Genomic DNA, 16101 nt, shown 5'->3' on the forward strand with positions numbered 1-16101 from the left:
GGGTCCCACCTCTTCCCATTCCGAACAGAGAAGTTAAGCCCGCTTGCGCCGATGGTACTGCAATGCAATGCGGGAGAGTAGGTAGCCGCCTTTTTCAACAAAGCCCTCAGGATATTATGTCCTGAGGGCTTTTTTTTGATATCGTTATTATAATAAATTATTATTTTATTTGTTAGAGATATATGAATATTTTTCAAGTCGCCTGGAAGAGAATTAAAAGATATTTCATACGTATGTTTCGAATACCATCTACAATGGGGTTTGGAGTACAATCTCCTCAAGCCTATCATTTTATTCGAGATGTAGTTCGAGATAAAAATAGATTTTATTTATTTGAAAACAATAAGCTTTCTGGCTCAAAGTATTCACGAAATCAACGTAAAAGCATTCTGTTATATTACAGAATAGTAAAATCATCAGATTTAAAAAATATATGTATTTGTGTGGAACATCCCATTGTTATAATAGAAAATCTTCAATCTATTTTGGGTGATTTGTCATTTATCAATCTTGAAAACGTTTTAGATCAAATACCGATTAGTTATTCCATCCAATCAAATTTTCATGATTTTGAATATAGTTTTGATAAAATACCGAACATACCCTCACAATCTTCTGTTGCTGCCGTGTTGAATAATTGTGATTTGCTTATCATGGATTTATCGGATTATTGGCAAGTCGTTTTTAATATTTTTGTACGTCAGGCGTCTCGTAGTAGCATTTTAATAGTTCAAGATATTTATTCCACGCCACAATCATTAAAAGATTGGAAAACAATATGTACAGATAATCGAACGGGAGTAACATTTGACCTGTATGACTGTGGAATTGTTTTTTTCGATCTGAACATGTACAAACAACATTATAAAGTAAATCTGTGATCTTGCCTTTTTATTTGTTCTTAAAATTATATTTATTTTATGCTAAAGTGAAATAAAATAGTAATTTATTTGGAAATTCAAATTATTTGGTTATTTTTGCGCCACAAAAACTTACATGTAATAATTATCGCTATGTATTGGACATTGGATTTGGCTTCGAAATTGGAAGATGCTCCTTGGCCTGCAACTAAGGAAGAATTGATTGATTATGCTATACGTTCAGGTGCTCCGGCTGAGGTGCTGGAAAACTTACAGGAGATAGAAGATGAGGGTGATGTCTATGAAAGTATCGAGGATATTTGGCCCGATTATCCTACAAAGGATGATTTTCTATGGAATGAGGACGAATATTAATTTCAAAGTTAACAAGTGGCCGTTCTTTAATTACTAAGAACGGCCTATTTTGTACAATAAACTAAGATCTTAATCGTTATCACAATGTGATTATTCGACATTGGATATTATTATTAGCATTTACTGTTGGGGTGACCAACGTACGGGCGCAGTATGATCCATCGTTCAGTCATTACTTCGACATGGAGACCGCCTATAATCCTGCCGCTGTGGGGAAGCAATCCCAACTGAACGTAACGGCTGGTTATGCACTTGATTTAGCAGGATTTGAACATAACCCGCAAACAGCGTATGCTGCAGTTGACATGCCCTTCTATGCTTTGAAAACTTATCATGGCTGTGGGGTGCAGTTTATGAATGATAAATTAGGGCTTTTTACTCATCAAAGATTTGCGTTGCAATATGCATTAAAATTTCGTCTTTTTACTGGTCAAATAAGTGCTGGCATTCAAGCCGGAATGATAAGTGAGAATTTTGATGGGTCCAAAGTTGATGTTGAAGATGCAAATGATCCAGCTTTTGCTACTACAAAACTTTCTGGCAATATTTTGGATCTCGGTGCTGGTTTGCGCTATACCAACCATAGTTGGTATGTAGGTATGTCAGTGATGCACCTCACCTCACCGTTGGTTAGTCTTGGTGAAAGACACGAATTACAAATAGATCGAACTTATTATTTGACGGGTGGAGGCAATATTAAACTACGTCATCCGTTTTTAACAATAAAGCCCTCTTTCTTGATGCGAACAGACATGGTAACTTTTCGATCAGATATTACGGCAAGATTAATCTATTCAAATGATGGAAAAATCATGTATGGTGGATTAAGTTATAGCCCATCTAATTCCGTTACAGCATTGGTTGGAGGCAGCATTCATGGTGTGCTTGTCGGTTATAGTTATGAGGTTTACACTTCAGCTATTAATCCGGGAAATGGCAGTCATGAGATTTTCATTGGCTATCAACACGAAATTAATCTTGCGAAAAAAGGCAAGGCCTTGCACAAAAGTGTTCGTATTCTTTAATGAAACAAGCAGGGCTTTTCAAAAAACAGAAGGTAAAACACTTATATGAAAAAAAAATTAATCATAACTTTGTGCCTTATGTCACTCATTTCGGCCGTTTCGTCATGTTTCAGTGCGAAGTCTGCGTCTGCTTTGGGAAAAGGCGGCGAAGTCGTGGGTGTTACGGGTAAGACTTTCAATGAGCCTACCCCTTATGGCATGGTGCGTATCAATCGTGGCTATTTGAAGATGGGACTTGACGGGAAGGATAGTCTTTGGGGCAAAAAAACGCCACAGCGAGACATATCCGTCGATGGTTTTTGGATGGATGAGACAGAAATAACCAACTCGCAATATAAACAGTTTGTCATGTGGGTACGCGACAGTATTCTTCGTACTCGATTAGCCGACCCTTCCTATGGTGGTGATGAGACCTACATGATAACAGAAGATAAGAATGGTGATCCTGTCACGCCACATCTCAATTGGAAAAAGCGTTTGCCTCGAAAACCTAACGAAGACGAAGAGCGCGCCATAGAGAGCCTATATGTCACAAATCCCGTCACGGGAGAAAAGCTGCTCGATTATCGTCAAATGAATTATAAGTTTGAAGTATATGATTATGCTGCGGCAGCTTTACGGCGCAATCGCTTAAACCCCGAAGAGCGCAATCTCAACACAGATGTTACCGTTGATCCTAACGAGTCTGTCATCATCAGTAAAGACACGGCATACATTGATGATGAAGGACGCATCGTCAGTGAGACTATCAATCGACCTTTGTCAGGACCGTGGGACTTCCTTAATACTTATATTGTCAATATCTATCCTGATACCACAGTATGGGTTAACGATTTTCAAAATTCTGATAACGAGACCTATCTACGTAATTATTTTTCCAATGCTGCCTATAACGACTATCCAGTGGTGGGCGTAACTTGGGAGCAAGCCAACGCATTTTGCGCTTGGCGCACAGACTACCTTCTCAAGGGGCTTGGTGCCGAGGCTCGTTATATTCAACGCTACCGCTTGCCCACCGAGGCAGAATGGGAGTATGCGGCGCGTGGCAAGGAGCAAAATGAGTTTCCGTGGAACCACGAGATGGTTGTAAACGGAGATGGCTGTTTTTATGCCAATTTCAAGCCAGACCGTGGCAACTATACCAAAGATGGCAATCTTATCTCCAGTAAGGTAGCTGCTTATTCGCCCAATAGTAATGGCCTTTACGATATGGCAGGTAATGTGGCGGAATGGACCAGTACCATCTACACTGAGGCTGGAGTCAATGCGATGAATGACCTTAATCCACAACTTAAGTATAATGCGGCGATAGAGGATCCTTATAGGCTTAAAAAGAAGAGCGTGCGAGGTGGCTCTTGGAAAGATCCAGAGAGTTTCATCAGGTCAGCTTGGCGCACATGGGAGTACCAAAACCAACCGCGTTCCTATATTGGCTTTCGCTGCGTCCGTTCGTTTGCCAACTCAATCACTACAAAACAAAAAAAGAAATAAACGCCATGTCTAACTATAGTAAATACAATATGGTATACCGTCTGCAAAAGTGGATGGACACCGTTCCCGGGCAAACATTCCTCAATTATGCCTATAGTTGGGGTGCTTCCGTAGTTATTTTAGGTGCTCTCTTCAAGCTCACCCACCTGCCGGGAGCAAATATCATGTTATTTATAGGCATGGGTACAGAGGTGGTGGTATTTTTTATTTCAGCTTTTGATCGTCCGTTTGACAAAACTGCCGATGGCCGTGAGATACCTACTCGTCTTACAGAGGAATATCTTTCACAAGGTATTGTGAGCTATTCCAAAGATCATCAATCTGAAAATATGGTTCAATCACAGCCTGTTGAGAAGTTTAACGAAAATGCTTCCCTACCGATTAGCCCTTCTGCTCGTGGGCATAAAGCATCCCCCCATGCGCATCAAGAAGATTCGTTGAAAGACACTTCTAATCTCATGGAAGAGAAGACAATGTCTCCTAATTTCGTTCCACAAATGTCCGCAGAGGATGCCGAGGCTCTCAACGAGGCTCAAGCCAACTACGTGGAAGAATTGAAAAAACTTGTGGGTACGCTTGAAAAAGTTAATCAACAGAGTGCTCGCCTCACGCGTGATAGCGAAGAGATGGAAAATCTCAACCGCACGCTCACGGGCATCAGCAAGGTTTACGAGATGCAACTCAAGGGAGCCAGTCAGCAGATTGGTACGATAGATCAGATAAACGACCAAAGTCGCAAAATGGCTCAGCAGATAGAGCAGCTCAATCACATTTACACCCGTATGATAGAAGCCATGACGGTCAATATGCATGCCGCTACAACAAATCCCTCCGCCACATCAAATGACAGCAGCGTGTAACCCATCTCTCATTTATTGTCATTTTTGTGAACCCACAAATGTGACCCTCTGATAATAATAAAAAATATACATGGCAATCAAGAAAAGACCGGTATCGCCTCGCCAAAAGATGATAAACCTCATGTACATCGTCTTGTTGGCAATGCTCGCGTTGAACATCTCCACAGAGGTGCTCAATGGTTTTGCCGTTGTTGAAGAAAGTTTAAGCAGAACTACCAATAACGCGACCATCGAAAATGACGCCGTATATGGTGATTTCAAAAAACAGATGGCGGCCAATCCCGCGAAGGTTAGGGCATGGTTTGAGAAAGCTACCGAGGTGAAAAACATGAGCGACTCGCTCTATAATCTTGCCCAAGAACTCAAATTAGCCATCGTACAAGAAGCCGAAGGCAAGGATGCCACACTTGCGGATGCTGAAAACAATGACAATATTGATGCCGCAGGAACCGTTATGCTGGCTCCAATCACAGGTAGAGGCGCAGAACTTTACAAGGCTATCAATTCATTTCGCACACGTATACTCACATATTTGCCTGATCCTAAACGGCGGCAGCTTGTCAATAATAGTTTGTCCACCAGCGTGCCACGAAAGGCCAATACCCTTGGAAAAAATTGGCAAGAATACATGTTTGAGAACATGCCAGTTGCCGCTGCGGTCACGCTTCTCTCCAAATTGCAAAACGATGTGCGTCATGCGGAGGGAGAGGCATTACATACATTGGTATCAAATGTAGACATCAAAGATGTTCGTGTCAATAAGCTTTCGGCATTTGTGGTGCCTGAAAAGACCACGCTTTATCCCGGTGAGCGTTTCTCGGCCCAAATTATAATGGCGGCGATAGATACCACCAAGCAACCCGAGATTTATGTCAATGGCAGCAGGGTAGCCACCTCCAGTGGCCAGTATGGTTTTACGGCAGGCGGTGTTGGCGAACACCAGTTTGGAGGATATATCTTGATGCGCAATGCCAATGGAGATGTTTTACGTCGAAATTTCACGCAGAAATACAGTGTTATCCCCGTGCCGGGAGGTGCCACAGTGGCAGCTGATCTTATGAACGTGCTCTATGCTGGATTTAAAAATCCTATTAGCGTCAGTGTTCCGGGAGTTCCCCAAAACGCGGTTTCCATATCCATGAATGGTGGGCGGCTCTCCACATTGGGCCCTGGACGGTATGTCGCTGTTCCGTCAGCAGTTGGTCGTGATGTTACATTCAAGGTCTCGGCTCGTGATGGCGGCAAGATACGTTCGTTCCCCCCGTTCACGTTTAAGGTGCGTAAACTGCCAGACCCCACGCCTTATATTGCCTTGGGCACAGATAGATACAAGGGTGGAAATCTTTCCAAGGCATCCCTTATGCAGGCCAAGCGTCTCAGTGCTGCTATAGATGATGGCATTCTTGACATACAGTTCAGGGTTGCAAGTTTCTCCGTGGTGTTCTATGATAATATGGGCAATGCCGTTCAGATGGCTTCCGCGGGTGATAGTTTCACCGATCGTATGGTTAGTCAGTTCCGTAGATTGTCACGTGGCCGACGCTTCTATATCACCGAAGTCAAGGCTATTGGCCCCGATGGCATTGCCAGAACGTTGCCCGGAGCTATGGAGATTAAGCTTAGATAGAAACATTATTTCCTTACGTGGGCATTTGCTTTAGTGTTGGTTGATAAATAAAATTCATTTGTTAGAAGGCTATATAGATCATGAGAAAAATATTTTTAACGTTGATCATTGTTTTTGTTGCCACTGTTGCTATAGCGCAACCGCGTGCACGTCGCGAGCAACAAGTCGTCGAGGCACGACAGTCCAATAGAAATAATATGACCGTTCGTGCTCAGATATCATTTCCCACAGAGCCCAAGATGAACGAGTCGGTAGTTTGGCGACGTGATGTTTACCGTGAACTTGACCTCAAAGACGATTCCAATGCCGGTCTTTATTATCCTGTGGAGCCTTTGGGTACGCAGATGAACCTTTTCACCTATATGTTCAAACTCATCATGGCCGGACCCCGTCACGGTGGTATTGCCGCTTACGCCTATGATGTCAATACTGGCAATGAGCGTTTTGATGAGTCGCTACGCATTAACCCTTTGAAGTTCTTGGACGACTATCACATTTTTTACGAGCGCACGGATCGTGGCGTTCATATTAGCGACAGTGATATACCATCGGCAGAGGTCAAAGGCTATTTTATCAAGGAGAGCGCTTATTATGACCAGTCCACGGCCACGTTCCACAAACAGGTGCAAGCCATCTGCCCCGTGATGTACCGTGAAGACGATTTTGGCGATGGCACTACAAAATACCCACTCTTTTGGGTCAAGTATGAAGATTTGGCTCCTTTCTTGGCCAAACAGACCATTATGACCAGCAATCTCAACAATGCCGCCACCATGAGTCTTGATGATTATTTCACGATCAATGCTTACAAAGGAAAAATTTATAAAACAACCAATATGCTCGGACAAACACTTGCGCAGGAGGTCGGTGGCGATTCCGTCAAGTTATCGCGTGAACAGCTGCGTATTGATAACGAGATTAAAGAGTTCGAGCAACGTATTTGGGGTGATCCCGCTGTTAAAGATTCGCTCGACTCCATTGCGAAATTAGACCAAAAAACGCTCAAATCTGTTCGAAAAAAACATCGGTCTGGAAGTAGCCGAAGTTCGTTTAAGAAAAAAGATAGTACTTCTTCTTCCGTTTCTAAGGGAACCTCTGCACGTGTCACAGTTCGTCGGCAGAGACATTAATATGTGTCTATAATATTCATACATTTTAAAATATAACATTTTTATGAAAAAACTTTCAATTACATTGTTCTTTCTCATTGCTTTATTGTTTTCTAATCAGGCTAACGCACAAGTAAAGTTTGGTGTTAAAGGCGGTGTCAATGTGTCCAAGATCAGTTTTAGTGAATCTACGTTCAGCAGCAAAAATCGCACAGGGTTTTTCATTGGCCCTACTGTCAAGTTCACATTGCCAATTGTCGGCCTTGGCCTTGACGCTTCCGCGTTGTTTGACCAGCGCACCACCGAGATAGCCAGTGGGTCGGCCGCCAACGGTGAAACCACGGTGAAACAGCGTTCTGTTGTTTTGCCCATCAATTTACGTTATGGTTGGGGACTTAGCAGTTTGGCTAATGTTTTTGTTTTCGCTGGACCTGAATTTGCTTTCAATGTAGGCGATAGTAATTTCGAGTGGACTGATGCCAAAACCTATAAAAACGTTTTCCAACTCAAGAAGTCGACTACCAATATCAATCTTGGAGCTGGTTTTACGCTTTTCGATCACTTACAGATTACGGGCAATTATAATGTCGCTATAGGCAAAACTGGTGAGATAAAGATGCACAAGCTTGATCAACAAGTAGCTGATGCCATTGATACAGGCCATACTAACACTTGGCAGCTCTCTGCTACTTATTTCTTTTAATTGTAGTTAGACTACTGTTTGCAAGATTTTTTTCGTATATAAACTTATTTAAAATGGCATGGTTAGGCACAAGTGACAGCCTTAGCCATGCCTTTTTTTTCTTTTATTGTAAAAAGACTTAAATTAAACGTTACGGTTCATGTTTAGTTTGCGGATAACACATTTTGGCATTATCTTTGTAGCTATTCATTTGATTTACAATAAGCAACATGAAGATTATAAAAGACAATAAGTTTGGAGGGGAGCGTCCCCTCTTCGGATTAAAAAACGCTTCTATTGATAATATTGAGATAACAGATGGAGAGTCGGGCATAAAGTGCTGCGAGAACCTCACTTGCAACAATTCTCGTTTCTATGGCAAATATCCGTGGTGGCATGTCAATCATAGCGTCATCACCAACTGTTATTTTGCCGAGGGCAGTCGATCTGCTATATGGTACAGCGATGACATGGTGATGAAAGATTGCGTTATTGATGGACCCAAGTTCTTCCGAGAGATGAAAAAGCTTAGCTTGGAGAATGTTAAAATCAACGATGCCGATGAAACTTTCTGGAAAATAGATGGCCTGTCCATAAAGAATGTGGAGCTTCATCAAGGTACATATCCTTTCATGTTTTGTCGCGATATTTTCGTAGACGGACTTGTGAGCGATGCCAAATATGTGTTCCAGTACTGTGAGAACGTTGAGATCCATCATGCCAAGATCATTACCAAAGATTCGTTTTGGGAGTGTAAAAATGTGGTAGTGTACGATTCTGTTCTCGATGGCGAATATCTCGCATGGCATTCTTCCAATATCAAATTTGTGCGTTGTCACATCAGTGGCGAGCAACCTTTGTGTTATATGGACAACGTCGTGCTCGAAGATTGCACTTTCGATTCCGCTTGCGACCGTGCTTTTGAAGACTGCACCAATATCAACGCCGACATAAGGGGTGCTATCACCAATGTCAAGAATCCAGTTTCTGGCCGTATAGTGGCCGACGCTATGGGGTCTGTTACTTATGACGAGTTTGCTAAAGGCCATGATTGTGTTATCGAGACACGTCGGTAGCGTTTATTTTCCGACGTTATTTTCTTTGTGTTAGAATACCATTCGTTGTGCCATATATCCATTTTCTCATATCCTAAACACTTGTTCCAATGTTCAATTTCGATACCCCTGTCAATCGCCGTCATACCGGCTCATTAAAGTGGGATACCATACCCGCCGACGTTCTTCCATTATGGGTAGCCGATATGGATTTTCCAGTCGCTCCTGCCATACAGCAAGCGCTCGTCGATCGAGTGTCTCATGGCATATTTGGATACGCCAATGTAGACCACACTTACTACGATGCCATCATCTCATGGTTTGGCCGTCGGCACGATTGGTCTATCCAGCGCGAATGGATACGCTACACCACGGGAGTTGTGCCCGCCATCAGTTGTTGCCTCAAGGCGCTCACGCTGCCGGGTGAGCGAGTGCTCGTGCAAACTCCAGTGTATAATTGTTTCTTCTCGTCCATTCGCAATCAAGGGTGCGACATTGTGGAGAATGAGCTTGTGCGCCATGATGATACATACGTTATTGATTGGGACGATTTCGAGTCGAAATGCGCCGACGAGAAAGTCACGGTATTCTTGCTTTGCAACCCCCACAATCCAGCCGGCCGAGTATGGACAGCCGAAGAGTTGAGACGTATGGGTCAAATCTGCCGTCGTCACGGCGTGCGCGTCATCAGCGACGAGATACATTGCGAGCTTGTCATGCCGGGTTACACCTATACGCCCTTTGCCGCAGTCAATGATACCAACCTCACCAACAGTGTTACTCTCAACTCGCCGTCCAAGAGCTTCAATATCGCCGGCTTGCAAATAGCCAATATCGTATGCCCCGACGCAGATGTGCGCCGGCGCGTGGATCGTGTCATCAATATTTACGAAGTATGTGATGTCAATCCCTTTGGCCCCATCGCCTTAAAGGCTGCCTACAATGAGAGTGAGCGATGGTTGGACGAGCTTATACCGTATATACACGGTAATTACCAGTTCCTCAAATCATACCTTGCCGAGCACCTTCCCTCTGTGGATGTCGTTCGGCTTGAGGGCACCTATTTGGCATGGGTTTCCATCCGCTCGTTGGGTATCAATGGCGATGAGGCGACTCGTCTTTTATTAAAAGATGGCAAGGTGTTCCTTTGCAGTGGCATGCTCTATGGCAAGCGTGCAGGGCGCGATTATCTCCGTGTCAACCTTGCTTGTCCTCGCGATTTGCTGCGCGCGGCCATGTCTCGTGTGGTTACGACACTGTCCGCGATATAAGCGTTCCACAAGCGCTTGGTCCCATGTCTGTCAATGGGTCGACGCTTTCATGAAAAAACCAATGCCGACGCGATTGGCTAATCGCGTCGGCATTGGTTTTTTTCTTTTTGTCTTGCCGCTTCACACATTTATGCTTTCCATGATGCGTCTCATCGCGCCAGCCTTTCCTTTCACGTATTCTTGTGCTTGTCTGCCGCTCCGAGCGCGAAAATCTGTGTCGCGCATGAGCCTGCTCATCACCGTGTCAAATGTTCGCAGGTCTGTTATCTCTAATCCGCCTTGTGCCTCGATCAACTCTTGTGCTTCCTGAAAATGCTTGTTCTCAGGGCCAAAAATAACCGGGATGCCCCATACGGCCGCTTCCAGCACGTTATGGATGCCAGCGCCAAATCCACCCCCCACGTAGGCCACGGTGCCGTAGTGGTATATGCTCGAGAGCAATCCGAAGCAGTCCACGATCAAACATTCGGCCGCACTTGCGCTTTCAGCCGAGGCTGTGGAATATCGTATGGTTTTTCGGTTCAGTTTTTCCTCGATGCTCCGCAGGTGGTCTTCGCTCACCACATGAGGCGCGATGATCAGCTTCCATTCCTTGTGTTGGTTAAAATAGGGTATGAAAACATCCTCGTCAGGCTCCCACGACGACCCGGCCACAAAAACGCCTTGCGTTCCCTCTACAAAAGCCTCCACGATGGGCAGTCTTTTGCTGGCCTCTTTAATCTGTAGCACTCGGTCAAAACGTGTGTCGCCCACCACGCTCACGCAGCCAATATTCAGCTGTCTCAATAGTTCTCGGCTCTTCTCGTTTTGCACGAAAAAATGGCTAAAACAGTACAGCACCTTTCGATAACTCCTGCCATACCATTTAAAAAATATTTGGTCAGGGCGGAAAATACTCGATACGCTATACGTTGGCACGCCTCTGTGTTTCAATATGTGCAGGTAGTTGTACCAGAACTCGTATTTTATGAAAAACGCCATTTCAGGCCTCACCATCCGCAAAAAACGCCGTGCGTTGCTTATGGTGTCTATGGGCAGGTAGCAGCAAATGTCCGCTCCTTTATAATCTTTCCTTACCTCGTAGCCAGAGGGTGAGAAAAAGGTCAGAAGCACTTTGTATTCTGGCCACTCTTTCCTGATATGCTCTATGAGCGGCCTGCCCTGCTCAAACTCGCCTAACGACGCGGCGTGAAACCATACGTATCGTGCCGATGGGTCTACCTTTTCCTCCAAAATGTGGTAAGCGTCATGCTCGCCCACCCACATTTTCCTTATTTTCTCACTGAACAGGCTGCCCACCCATACACCGATTTGGTATAACCAAATAAAGATTTGATACATGTTTTAAGTTAGCGTTCCATGTCTCGACACTCGGCCGAATCTATGTTACTCGCCCGAGGGAAGTACCTCAATGGCTTTTCTCAATCGTTTGATAGTTTCTTCTTTTCCTAAAAAAGCGGATATGTCAAACATGCCAGGTCCTTTACCCACACCCACCAATGTCAATCTGAAAGCGTTCATGATGTCGCCCATCTTGTATCCATTGTCAGCTATCCATTGTTCCACGACGGGTTCTTGCCCCTCCACGGAGAAGTCGTCTATACCCTTCAGCACCTCAATCAGCTCTGTCATTTGCTGCGTTGAGTAGGGTTTCCAGCGTTTTTTCACGGTTTTCTCATCGTAAGAAGTTGGTGCGATGAAGAAGAAGGAGCATAGCGGCCACAGTTCTTTTACAAAGTTCACCCGGTCTTTCATCATGTGCACCACCTCTTTCACTCGTTCAAACGTTTCCTCCACGCCGTTGCCAGCCACGATAGCCGCGAAGTCGCGTGCGATTTCATCGTCGCTCTTGCGCAAGATGTACTCATGGTTAAACCATACGCCTTTTTGGTAGTCGAAACGGGCACCGCTTTTCGAGCATTTCTCAATGTCGAAAGTGTTCACCAGCTCTTCCATGGAGAATATTTCTTGCTCTGTGCCTGGGTTCCATCCCAACAGCGCCAAGAAATTGATCACGGCCTCCGGGAAATAGCCACTTTCGCGATAACCCGCACTCACGTCGCCAGTCTTGGGATCATGCCATTCCAATGGGAATACCGGAAATCCCAACCGGTCGCCGTCGCGTTTGGACAGTTTGCCTTTGCCCTCTGGCTTCAGCAGTAGCGGCAAGTGCGCGAAACTTGGCATGCTATCTCTCCATCCCAACGCCTCGTAAAGCAGTACGTGCAATGGCGCCGACGGCAGCCATTCCTCGCCGCGAATTACGTGGCTCACCTCCATCAAGTGGTCGTCCACGATATTTGCCAAGTGGTAGGTGGGCAGTTCGTCCGCGCTTTTGTAGAGCACCTTGTCGTCTAATATGTCACTTTTCACGTGTATCTTGCCGCGTATCAGGTCGTCCACCACAATGTCTTGTCCTACCTCAACCTTGAAACGCACGGTATATTGCGTGCCATCCACGATAAGCTGCTCCCATTCCGTGCGATCCATCACCAGCGAGTTTCGCATCTCCATGCGCGTGGTGGCGTCGTATTGGAAGTTAGGCACTTCCTTACGCTTGCGCTCCAGTTCCTCGGGCGTGTCAAAAGCATAGTATGCCTTGCCTTCCTCCACCAACTGATCAACATATTTCCGATATATCTCCCGGCGCTCACTTTGGCGGTAGGGACCGTAGTTGCCACCTATGCCCACACCCTCGTCAAATGTTATTCCTAACCATTCGAAAGCCTTAATGATATATTCCTCCGCTCCGCTTACAAATCGGTTGGAGTCGGTGTCTTCTATGCGGAGTATCAAATCGCCGCCGTGCTGGCGCGCAAAGAGATAGTTAAAAAGCGCGGTGCGCACGCCGCCAATGTGTAAAGGGCCTGTTGGGCTGGGTGCGAAACGAACCCGTACTCTTCTTGCTGACATGATATAAATCTTATAATTTTTTGCAAAATTAATATATTTTTTCGATTATGCCGTATTAATTTAGTATTTTCGCAGAACAATACAATAAATGAAGCGTACATGAGTATCATTGAAACCCATTATAAAAAGGAGCAACGACATTGGCGCAAAAATGCCATACGTGTAGCCCTTGTCTTTCTTACCACGGCTCTTATCGTCTGGTTTTTGCCACGTCGAGAGGGTAAGCAGTACGCTTACGAGGTGGGTGAGCCGTGGCGTTATGGCACCGTCATAGCCAAATACGATTTTCCTATTTACAAGACAGATGAGGCTATCAACTATGAAAAAGACTCGTTGCTCAGCCAGTTTCAGCCTTATTTCATTTACGACCACAATGTGGAAGGAGAGGTTTTGGCCAAGTTCAAGCAAGATTTCAAGAACGGCATGCCCGGTTTGCCCGCCGCTTACCGCAATGTGGTGATTGACAGGCTGCACCGGTTGTATCAATCTGGTATCATGGAGAAACCCAATTATGACCAGATTATGCGCGGTGACACGGCCAAGTTGGTGCGTGTTATCTTTGGCAAGAGCACAGAGAGCTTGGTCATCAGCTGTCTCTACTCCACGATGTCGGCCTACGAGAGTTTGCTCAACGACAAGACGCTTGCACCCGAGCGCGCCGCTTTGCAAAAGCTCGATCTCACCGATTATATAGAGCCTAACCTCTTTTTCGACAAGGAGCGCACGGAGACGGCCAAGAACGATTTGCTCAGTGGCGTGTCGCCAGCGAGTGGCATGATGATGAGCGGACAGAAAATCATTGGCGTGGGCGATATGGTCAACGATTACAACTATCGCGTGCTGTCCTCGTGGGAGAGAGAGATGGAGCGGCGTAGCGCCTCCAAATCACAACTCACCAATATCTTCATAGGAAATTTCATCTACGTTTTCATCTTGGTGGCTTGCTTCACTTGCTATTTAGTGCTCTTTCGCAAAGATTATTTCAACAAGCCGCGTAGCATTGCCATGCTCTATTCTTTCATTGTGTTGTACCCCATATTGGTGTCGCTCATGATGAAACATGTCTATTTCAATCTCAGTGTGTACATCATACCCTTCGCCCTCATCCCCATCTTCGTCAGGGTTTTCATGGATGCTCGCACGGCATTTTTAACGCATACGATCACGGTTCTCATATCCGCCATCGCCGTGCGCTACCAGTTTGATTTCATCATCATACAGATAGTGTCGGGATTGGTGGCCATCTTCTCGCTGCGAGAGATGTCCTCGCGCGCGCAGGTTTTCAAGACAGCGCTTTTCGTTGCCCTTGCCATGAGCGCCACCTACATGGCCATCAAGCTTGCGCAGAGTGGCGACGACTTCAACATGGACACCAACATGCTCTACCATTTCCTTATCAATGGCGTACTTGTCCTACCCGCTTACCCCATGATGTACCTTGTGGAGAAGACCTTCGGGTTTATCTCAAACATTACCCTCATAGAGCTTTCCAACACCAACAAGGGGTTGTTGCGCAATCTTAGCGAGGTGGCTCCTGGCACGTTCCAGCACTCCATCACCGTTGGAAACCTTGCCGCCGAGATAGCCAACAAGGTGGGAGGCAACAGCACCCTTGTGCGTACCGGTGCCCTTTACCATGACATTGGCAAGATGGTCAATCCCGCGTTCTTTACCGAGAACCAGCAGGGAGGTGTCAATCCGCATGACAATCTAACCGACAAGGAGAGCGCGCGGGTCATCATTGAGCACGTGGCCAATGGTGTCAAGATAGCCGAGGAGTCTAACCTCCCCGTCGCCATTATCGACTTTATACGTACACATCATGGGCGCAACGTTGCCAGGTATTTCTATGTGAAGTATCAAAACGAGCATCCCGACGAGGTGGTCGACAAGGAACTGTTCACCTATCCCGGCCCCAACCCATACACTCTCGAGCAGGCTATTCTCATGATGGCCGACACCTGTGAGGCCGCCTCGCACTCGTTGCGCGAGTACAGCGAGGAGACGTTGGCCGCGTTGGTCAACAAACTTATAGACCAATTGGTTGCCGACGGCTGTTTCAGGGAGTGCAAAATCACGTTTTACGATATCGCCACGGCCAAGCTCGTGCTCATAGATAAGCTCAAGGCCATCTACCATACCCGCGTGAAATACCCGTCCCGAATAGTCAATAGGGATGACGGCGTGGCCCAATAGCCGTCAAGTCGCGTGCGGATGATGGGTGCGGGCATGCGGCTCGGCCGTGGCTTGGAGGTCATCTCTACGTGTCTTTTCTATAATAAACTGTCAGAAAAATATCACAAATTTTGGGCTCCGCAAATCATCTGTTTTAGCTGTACCCAACTTCTTTTTTTTATCATAAAGTAGGGCTCTTGATGGCTCCGTGATGTTATCCTCATGCCATTGGTACCTGTTCGTGTCGTGTTTCGTGCCCAATCCAAATGCGATACGATGCCATTGGCAAGCTGTTTAGTGCTTTATCGTGCCACGTATAGTGCCTAAACGTGACGGCGCAAGAAAACTTTTTTCATGTCAATCGGCAAATGCAGACGTATCAGTCTGATTTATAGGCGATAAATGAAAACCCTCCATTCTTGCGTATTTTCGACCAAAGACTTCGTCGTTTGCAAATACGCTCATTTCCAGTAGCCTTTTGTTCTGTTTTTTTATGCCTCGAAAGCTGCTGCAAGCGCATCAAGACAACGACCGTGCGGTGATGCGTCTGTATGGCTTTGGGCTCAAGATGACAGAGGCGGAGTGCGTGGTCGAGCTGTTCAGGCTGTACGAGCGCATGGTATAGCGACACGTGGGGGTATGACAATGTTTGAGGGAC

At 45.7% G+C, this 16101-nt stretch carries 14 protein-coding genes and 1 rRNA gene; 13 read left to right on the plus strand and 2 right to left on the minus strand.

Annotation, left to right across the window (positions count from 1 at the left end; all coding sequences use genetic code 11):
- The 11 genes from rrf to C7379_RS10520 all read left to right on the plus strand — a co-directional run.
- A 5S ribosomal RNA gene (rrf, locus tag C7379_RS10470) occupies window positions 1-94 on the plus strand; the annotation flags it as partial.
- Between the two features lie 139 nt (window positions 95-233).
- Window positions 234-881 carry a hypothetical protein gene (locus tag C7379_RS10475; RefSeq protein ID WP_133241892.1) on the plus strand — a complete coding sequence of 216 codons (648 nt, stop codon included), beginning with the start codon at window positions 234-236 and terminating at the stop codon, window positions 879-881.
- A gap of 132 nt (window positions 882-1013) precedes the next feature.
- Window positions 1014-1235 carry a DUF2795 domain-containing protein gene (locus tag C7379_RS10480; RefSeq protein WP_036893909.1) on the plus strand — a complete coding sequence of 74 codons (222 nt, stop codon included), beginning with the start codon at window positions 1014-1016 and terminating at the stop codon, window positions 1233-1235.
- An 86-nt stretch (window positions 1236-1321) separates the two neighbouring features.
- On the plus strand, window positions 1322-2260 hold the full coding sequence (locus C7379_RS10485) for a PorP/SprF family type IX secretion system membrane protein (RefSeq protein WP_419185313.1): 939 nt from the start codon (window positions 1322-1324) through the stop codon (window positions 2258-2260).
- A gap of 45 nt (window positions 2261-2305) precedes the next feature.
- On the plus strand, window positions 2306-3751 hold the full coding sequence (porK, locus tag C7379_RS10490; protein WP_116617268.1) for a T9SS ring complex lipoprotein PorK/GldK: 1446 nt from the start codon (window positions 2306-2308) through the stop codon (window positions 3749-3751).
- A 5-nt stretch (window positions 3752-3756) separates the two neighbouring features.
- Window positions 3757-4611 carry a type IX secretion system motor protein PorL/GldL gene (gene porL / locus C7379_RS10495; RefSeq protein ID WP_116617269.1) on the plus strand — a complete coding sequence of 285 codons (855 nt, stop codon included), beginning with the start codon at window positions 3757-3759 and terminating at the stop codon, window positions 4609-4611.
- 70 nt (window positions 4612-4681) lie between these two features.
- Window positions 4682-6238, plus strand: a complete 1557-nt coding sequence (gene porM / locus C7379_RS10500) for a type IX secretion system motor protein PorM/GldM (RefSeq protein ID WP_116617270.1) — start codon at window positions 4682-4684, stop codon at window positions 6236-6238.
- 80 nt (window positions 6239-6318) lie between these two features.
- Window positions 6319-7368: a type IX secretion system ring subunit PorN/GldN gene (porN, locus tag C7379_RS10505; protein ID WP_116617271.1), complete on the plus strand. Its 1050-nt coding sequence runs from the start codon at window positions 6319-6321 to the stop codon at window positions 7366-7368.
- A 43-nt stretch (window positions 7369-7411) separates the two neighbouring features.
- The gene (locus C7379_RS10510) at window positions 7412-8050 is read left to right on the plus strand and encodes a porin family protein (RefSeq protein WP_116617272.1); all 639 of its coding nucleotides are present in this window, start codon (window positions 7412-7414) and stop codon (window positions 8048-8050) included.
- A 209-nt stretch (window positions 8051-8259) separates the two neighbouring features.
- A complete protein-coding gene (locus C7379_RS10515) occupies window positions 8260-9105 on the plus strand; it encodes a DUF3737 family protein (RefSeq protein WP_116617273.1) in 846 nt (281 codons plus the stop codon).
- Window positions 9106-9194: 89 nt separating this feature from the next.
- The gene (locus C7379_RS10520) at window positions 9195-10355 is read left to right on the plus strand and encodes a MalY/PatB family protein (protein ID WP_116617274.1); all 1161 of its coding nucleotides are present in this window, start codon (window positions 9195-9197) and stop codon (window positions 10353-10355) included.
- A gap of 120 nt (window positions 10356-10475) precedes the next feature.
- Here the strand turns inward: C7379_RS10520 and C7379_RS10525 are convergent, their stop codons facing one another.
- Both C7379_RS10525 and gltX read right to left on the minus strand, forming a co-directional pair.
- Complete coding sequence (locus tag C7379_RS10525) at window positions 10476-11696, minus strand: 3-deoxy-D-manno-octulosonic acid transferase (protein ID WP_116617275.1); 1221 nt, start codon at window positions 11694-11696, stop codon at window positions 10476-10478.
- Between the two features lie 45 nt (window positions 11697-11741).
- Window positions 11742-13268 carry a glutamate--tRNA ligase gene (gene gltX / locus C7379_RS10530; protein WP_116617276.1) on the minus strand — a complete coding sequence of 509 codons (1527 nt, stop codon included), beginning with the start codon at window positions 13266-13268 and terminating at the stop codon, window positions 11742-11744.
- A 99-nt stretch (window positions 13269-13367) separates the two neighbouring features.
- Here gltX and C7379_RS10535 point away from each other — a divergent pair, with 99 nt between their 5' ends.
- Together C7379_RS10535 and C7379_RS13105 are read left to right on the plus strand one after the other, a co-directional pair.
- The gene (locus tag C7379_RS10535; protein WP_116617277.1) at window positions 13368-15464 is read left to right on the plus strand and encodes an HD family phosphohydrolase; all 2097 of its coding nucleotides are present in this window, start codon (window positions 13368-13370) and stop codon (window positions 15462-15464) included.
- 472 nt (window positions 15465-15936) lie between these two features.
- Window positions 15937-16068: a type IIL restriction-modification enzyme MmeI gene (locus tag C7379_RS13105; RefSeq protein WP_262500770.1), complete on the plus strand. Its 132-nt coding sequence runs from the start codon at window positions 15937-15939 to the stop codon at window positions 16066-16068.
- The last annotated feature ends 33 nt before the right edge of the window (window positions 16069-16101 follow it).

This window comes from Hallella colorans, assembly GCF_003096815.1.
In the GTDB taxonomy this organism is placed as follows: domain Bacteria; phylum Bacteroidota; class Bacteroidia; order Bacteroidales; family Bacteroidaceae; genus Prevotella; species Prevotella colorans.

Bases quoted from the DNA above. Each gene is read 5' to 3' on its own strand.
- C7379_RS10475 (WP_133241892.1), top strand. From the start codon at position 234: ATGTTTCGAATACCATCTACAATGGGGTTTGGAGTACAATCTCCTCAA.
- C7379_RS10480 (WP_036893909.1), top strand. From the start codon at position 1,014: ATGTATTGGACATTGGATTTGGCTTCGAAATTGGAAGATGCTCCTTGG.
- porK (WP_116617268.1), top strand. From the start codon at position 2,306: ATGAAAAAAAAATTAATCATAACTTTGTGCCTTATGTCACTCATTTCG.
- porL (WP_116617269.1), top strand. From the start codon at position 3,757: ATGTCTAACTATAGTAAATACAATATGGTATACCGTCTGCAAAAGTGG.
- porM (WP_116617270.1), top strand. From the start codon at position 4,682: ATGGCAATCAAGAAAAGACCGGTATCGCCTCGCCAAAAGATGATAAAC.
- porN (WP_116617271.1), top strand. From the start codon at position 6,319: ATGAGAAAAATATTTTTAACGTTGATCATTGTTTTTGTTGCCACTGTT.
- C7379_RS10510 (WP_116617272.1), top strand. From the start codon at position 7,412: ATGAAAAAACTTTCAATTACATTGTTCTTTCTCATTGCTTTATTGTTT.
- C7379_RS10515 (WP_116617273.1), top strand. From the start codon at position 8,260: ATGAAGATTATAAAAGACAATAAGTTTGGAGGGGAGCGTCCCCTCTTC.
- C7379_RS10520 (WP_116617274.1), top strand. From the start codon at position 9,195: ATGTTCAATTTCGATACCCCTGTCAATCGCCGTCATACCGGCTCATTA.
- C7379_RS10525 (WP_116617275.1), bottom strand. From the start codon at position 11,696: ATGTATCAAATCTTTATTTGGTTATACCAAATCGGTGTATGGGTGGGC.
- gltX (WP_116617276.1), bottom strand. From the start codon at position 13,268: ATGTCAGCAAGAAGAGTACGGGTTCGTTTCGCACCCAGCCCAACAGGC.
- C7379_RS10535 (WP_116617277.1), top strand. From the start codon at position 13,368: ATGAGTATCATTGAAACCCATTATAAAAAGGAGCAACGACATTGGCGC.
- C7379_RS13105 (WP_262500770.1), top strand. From the start codon at position 15,937: ATGCCTCGAAAGCTGCTGCAAGCGCATCAAGACAACGACCGTGCGGTG.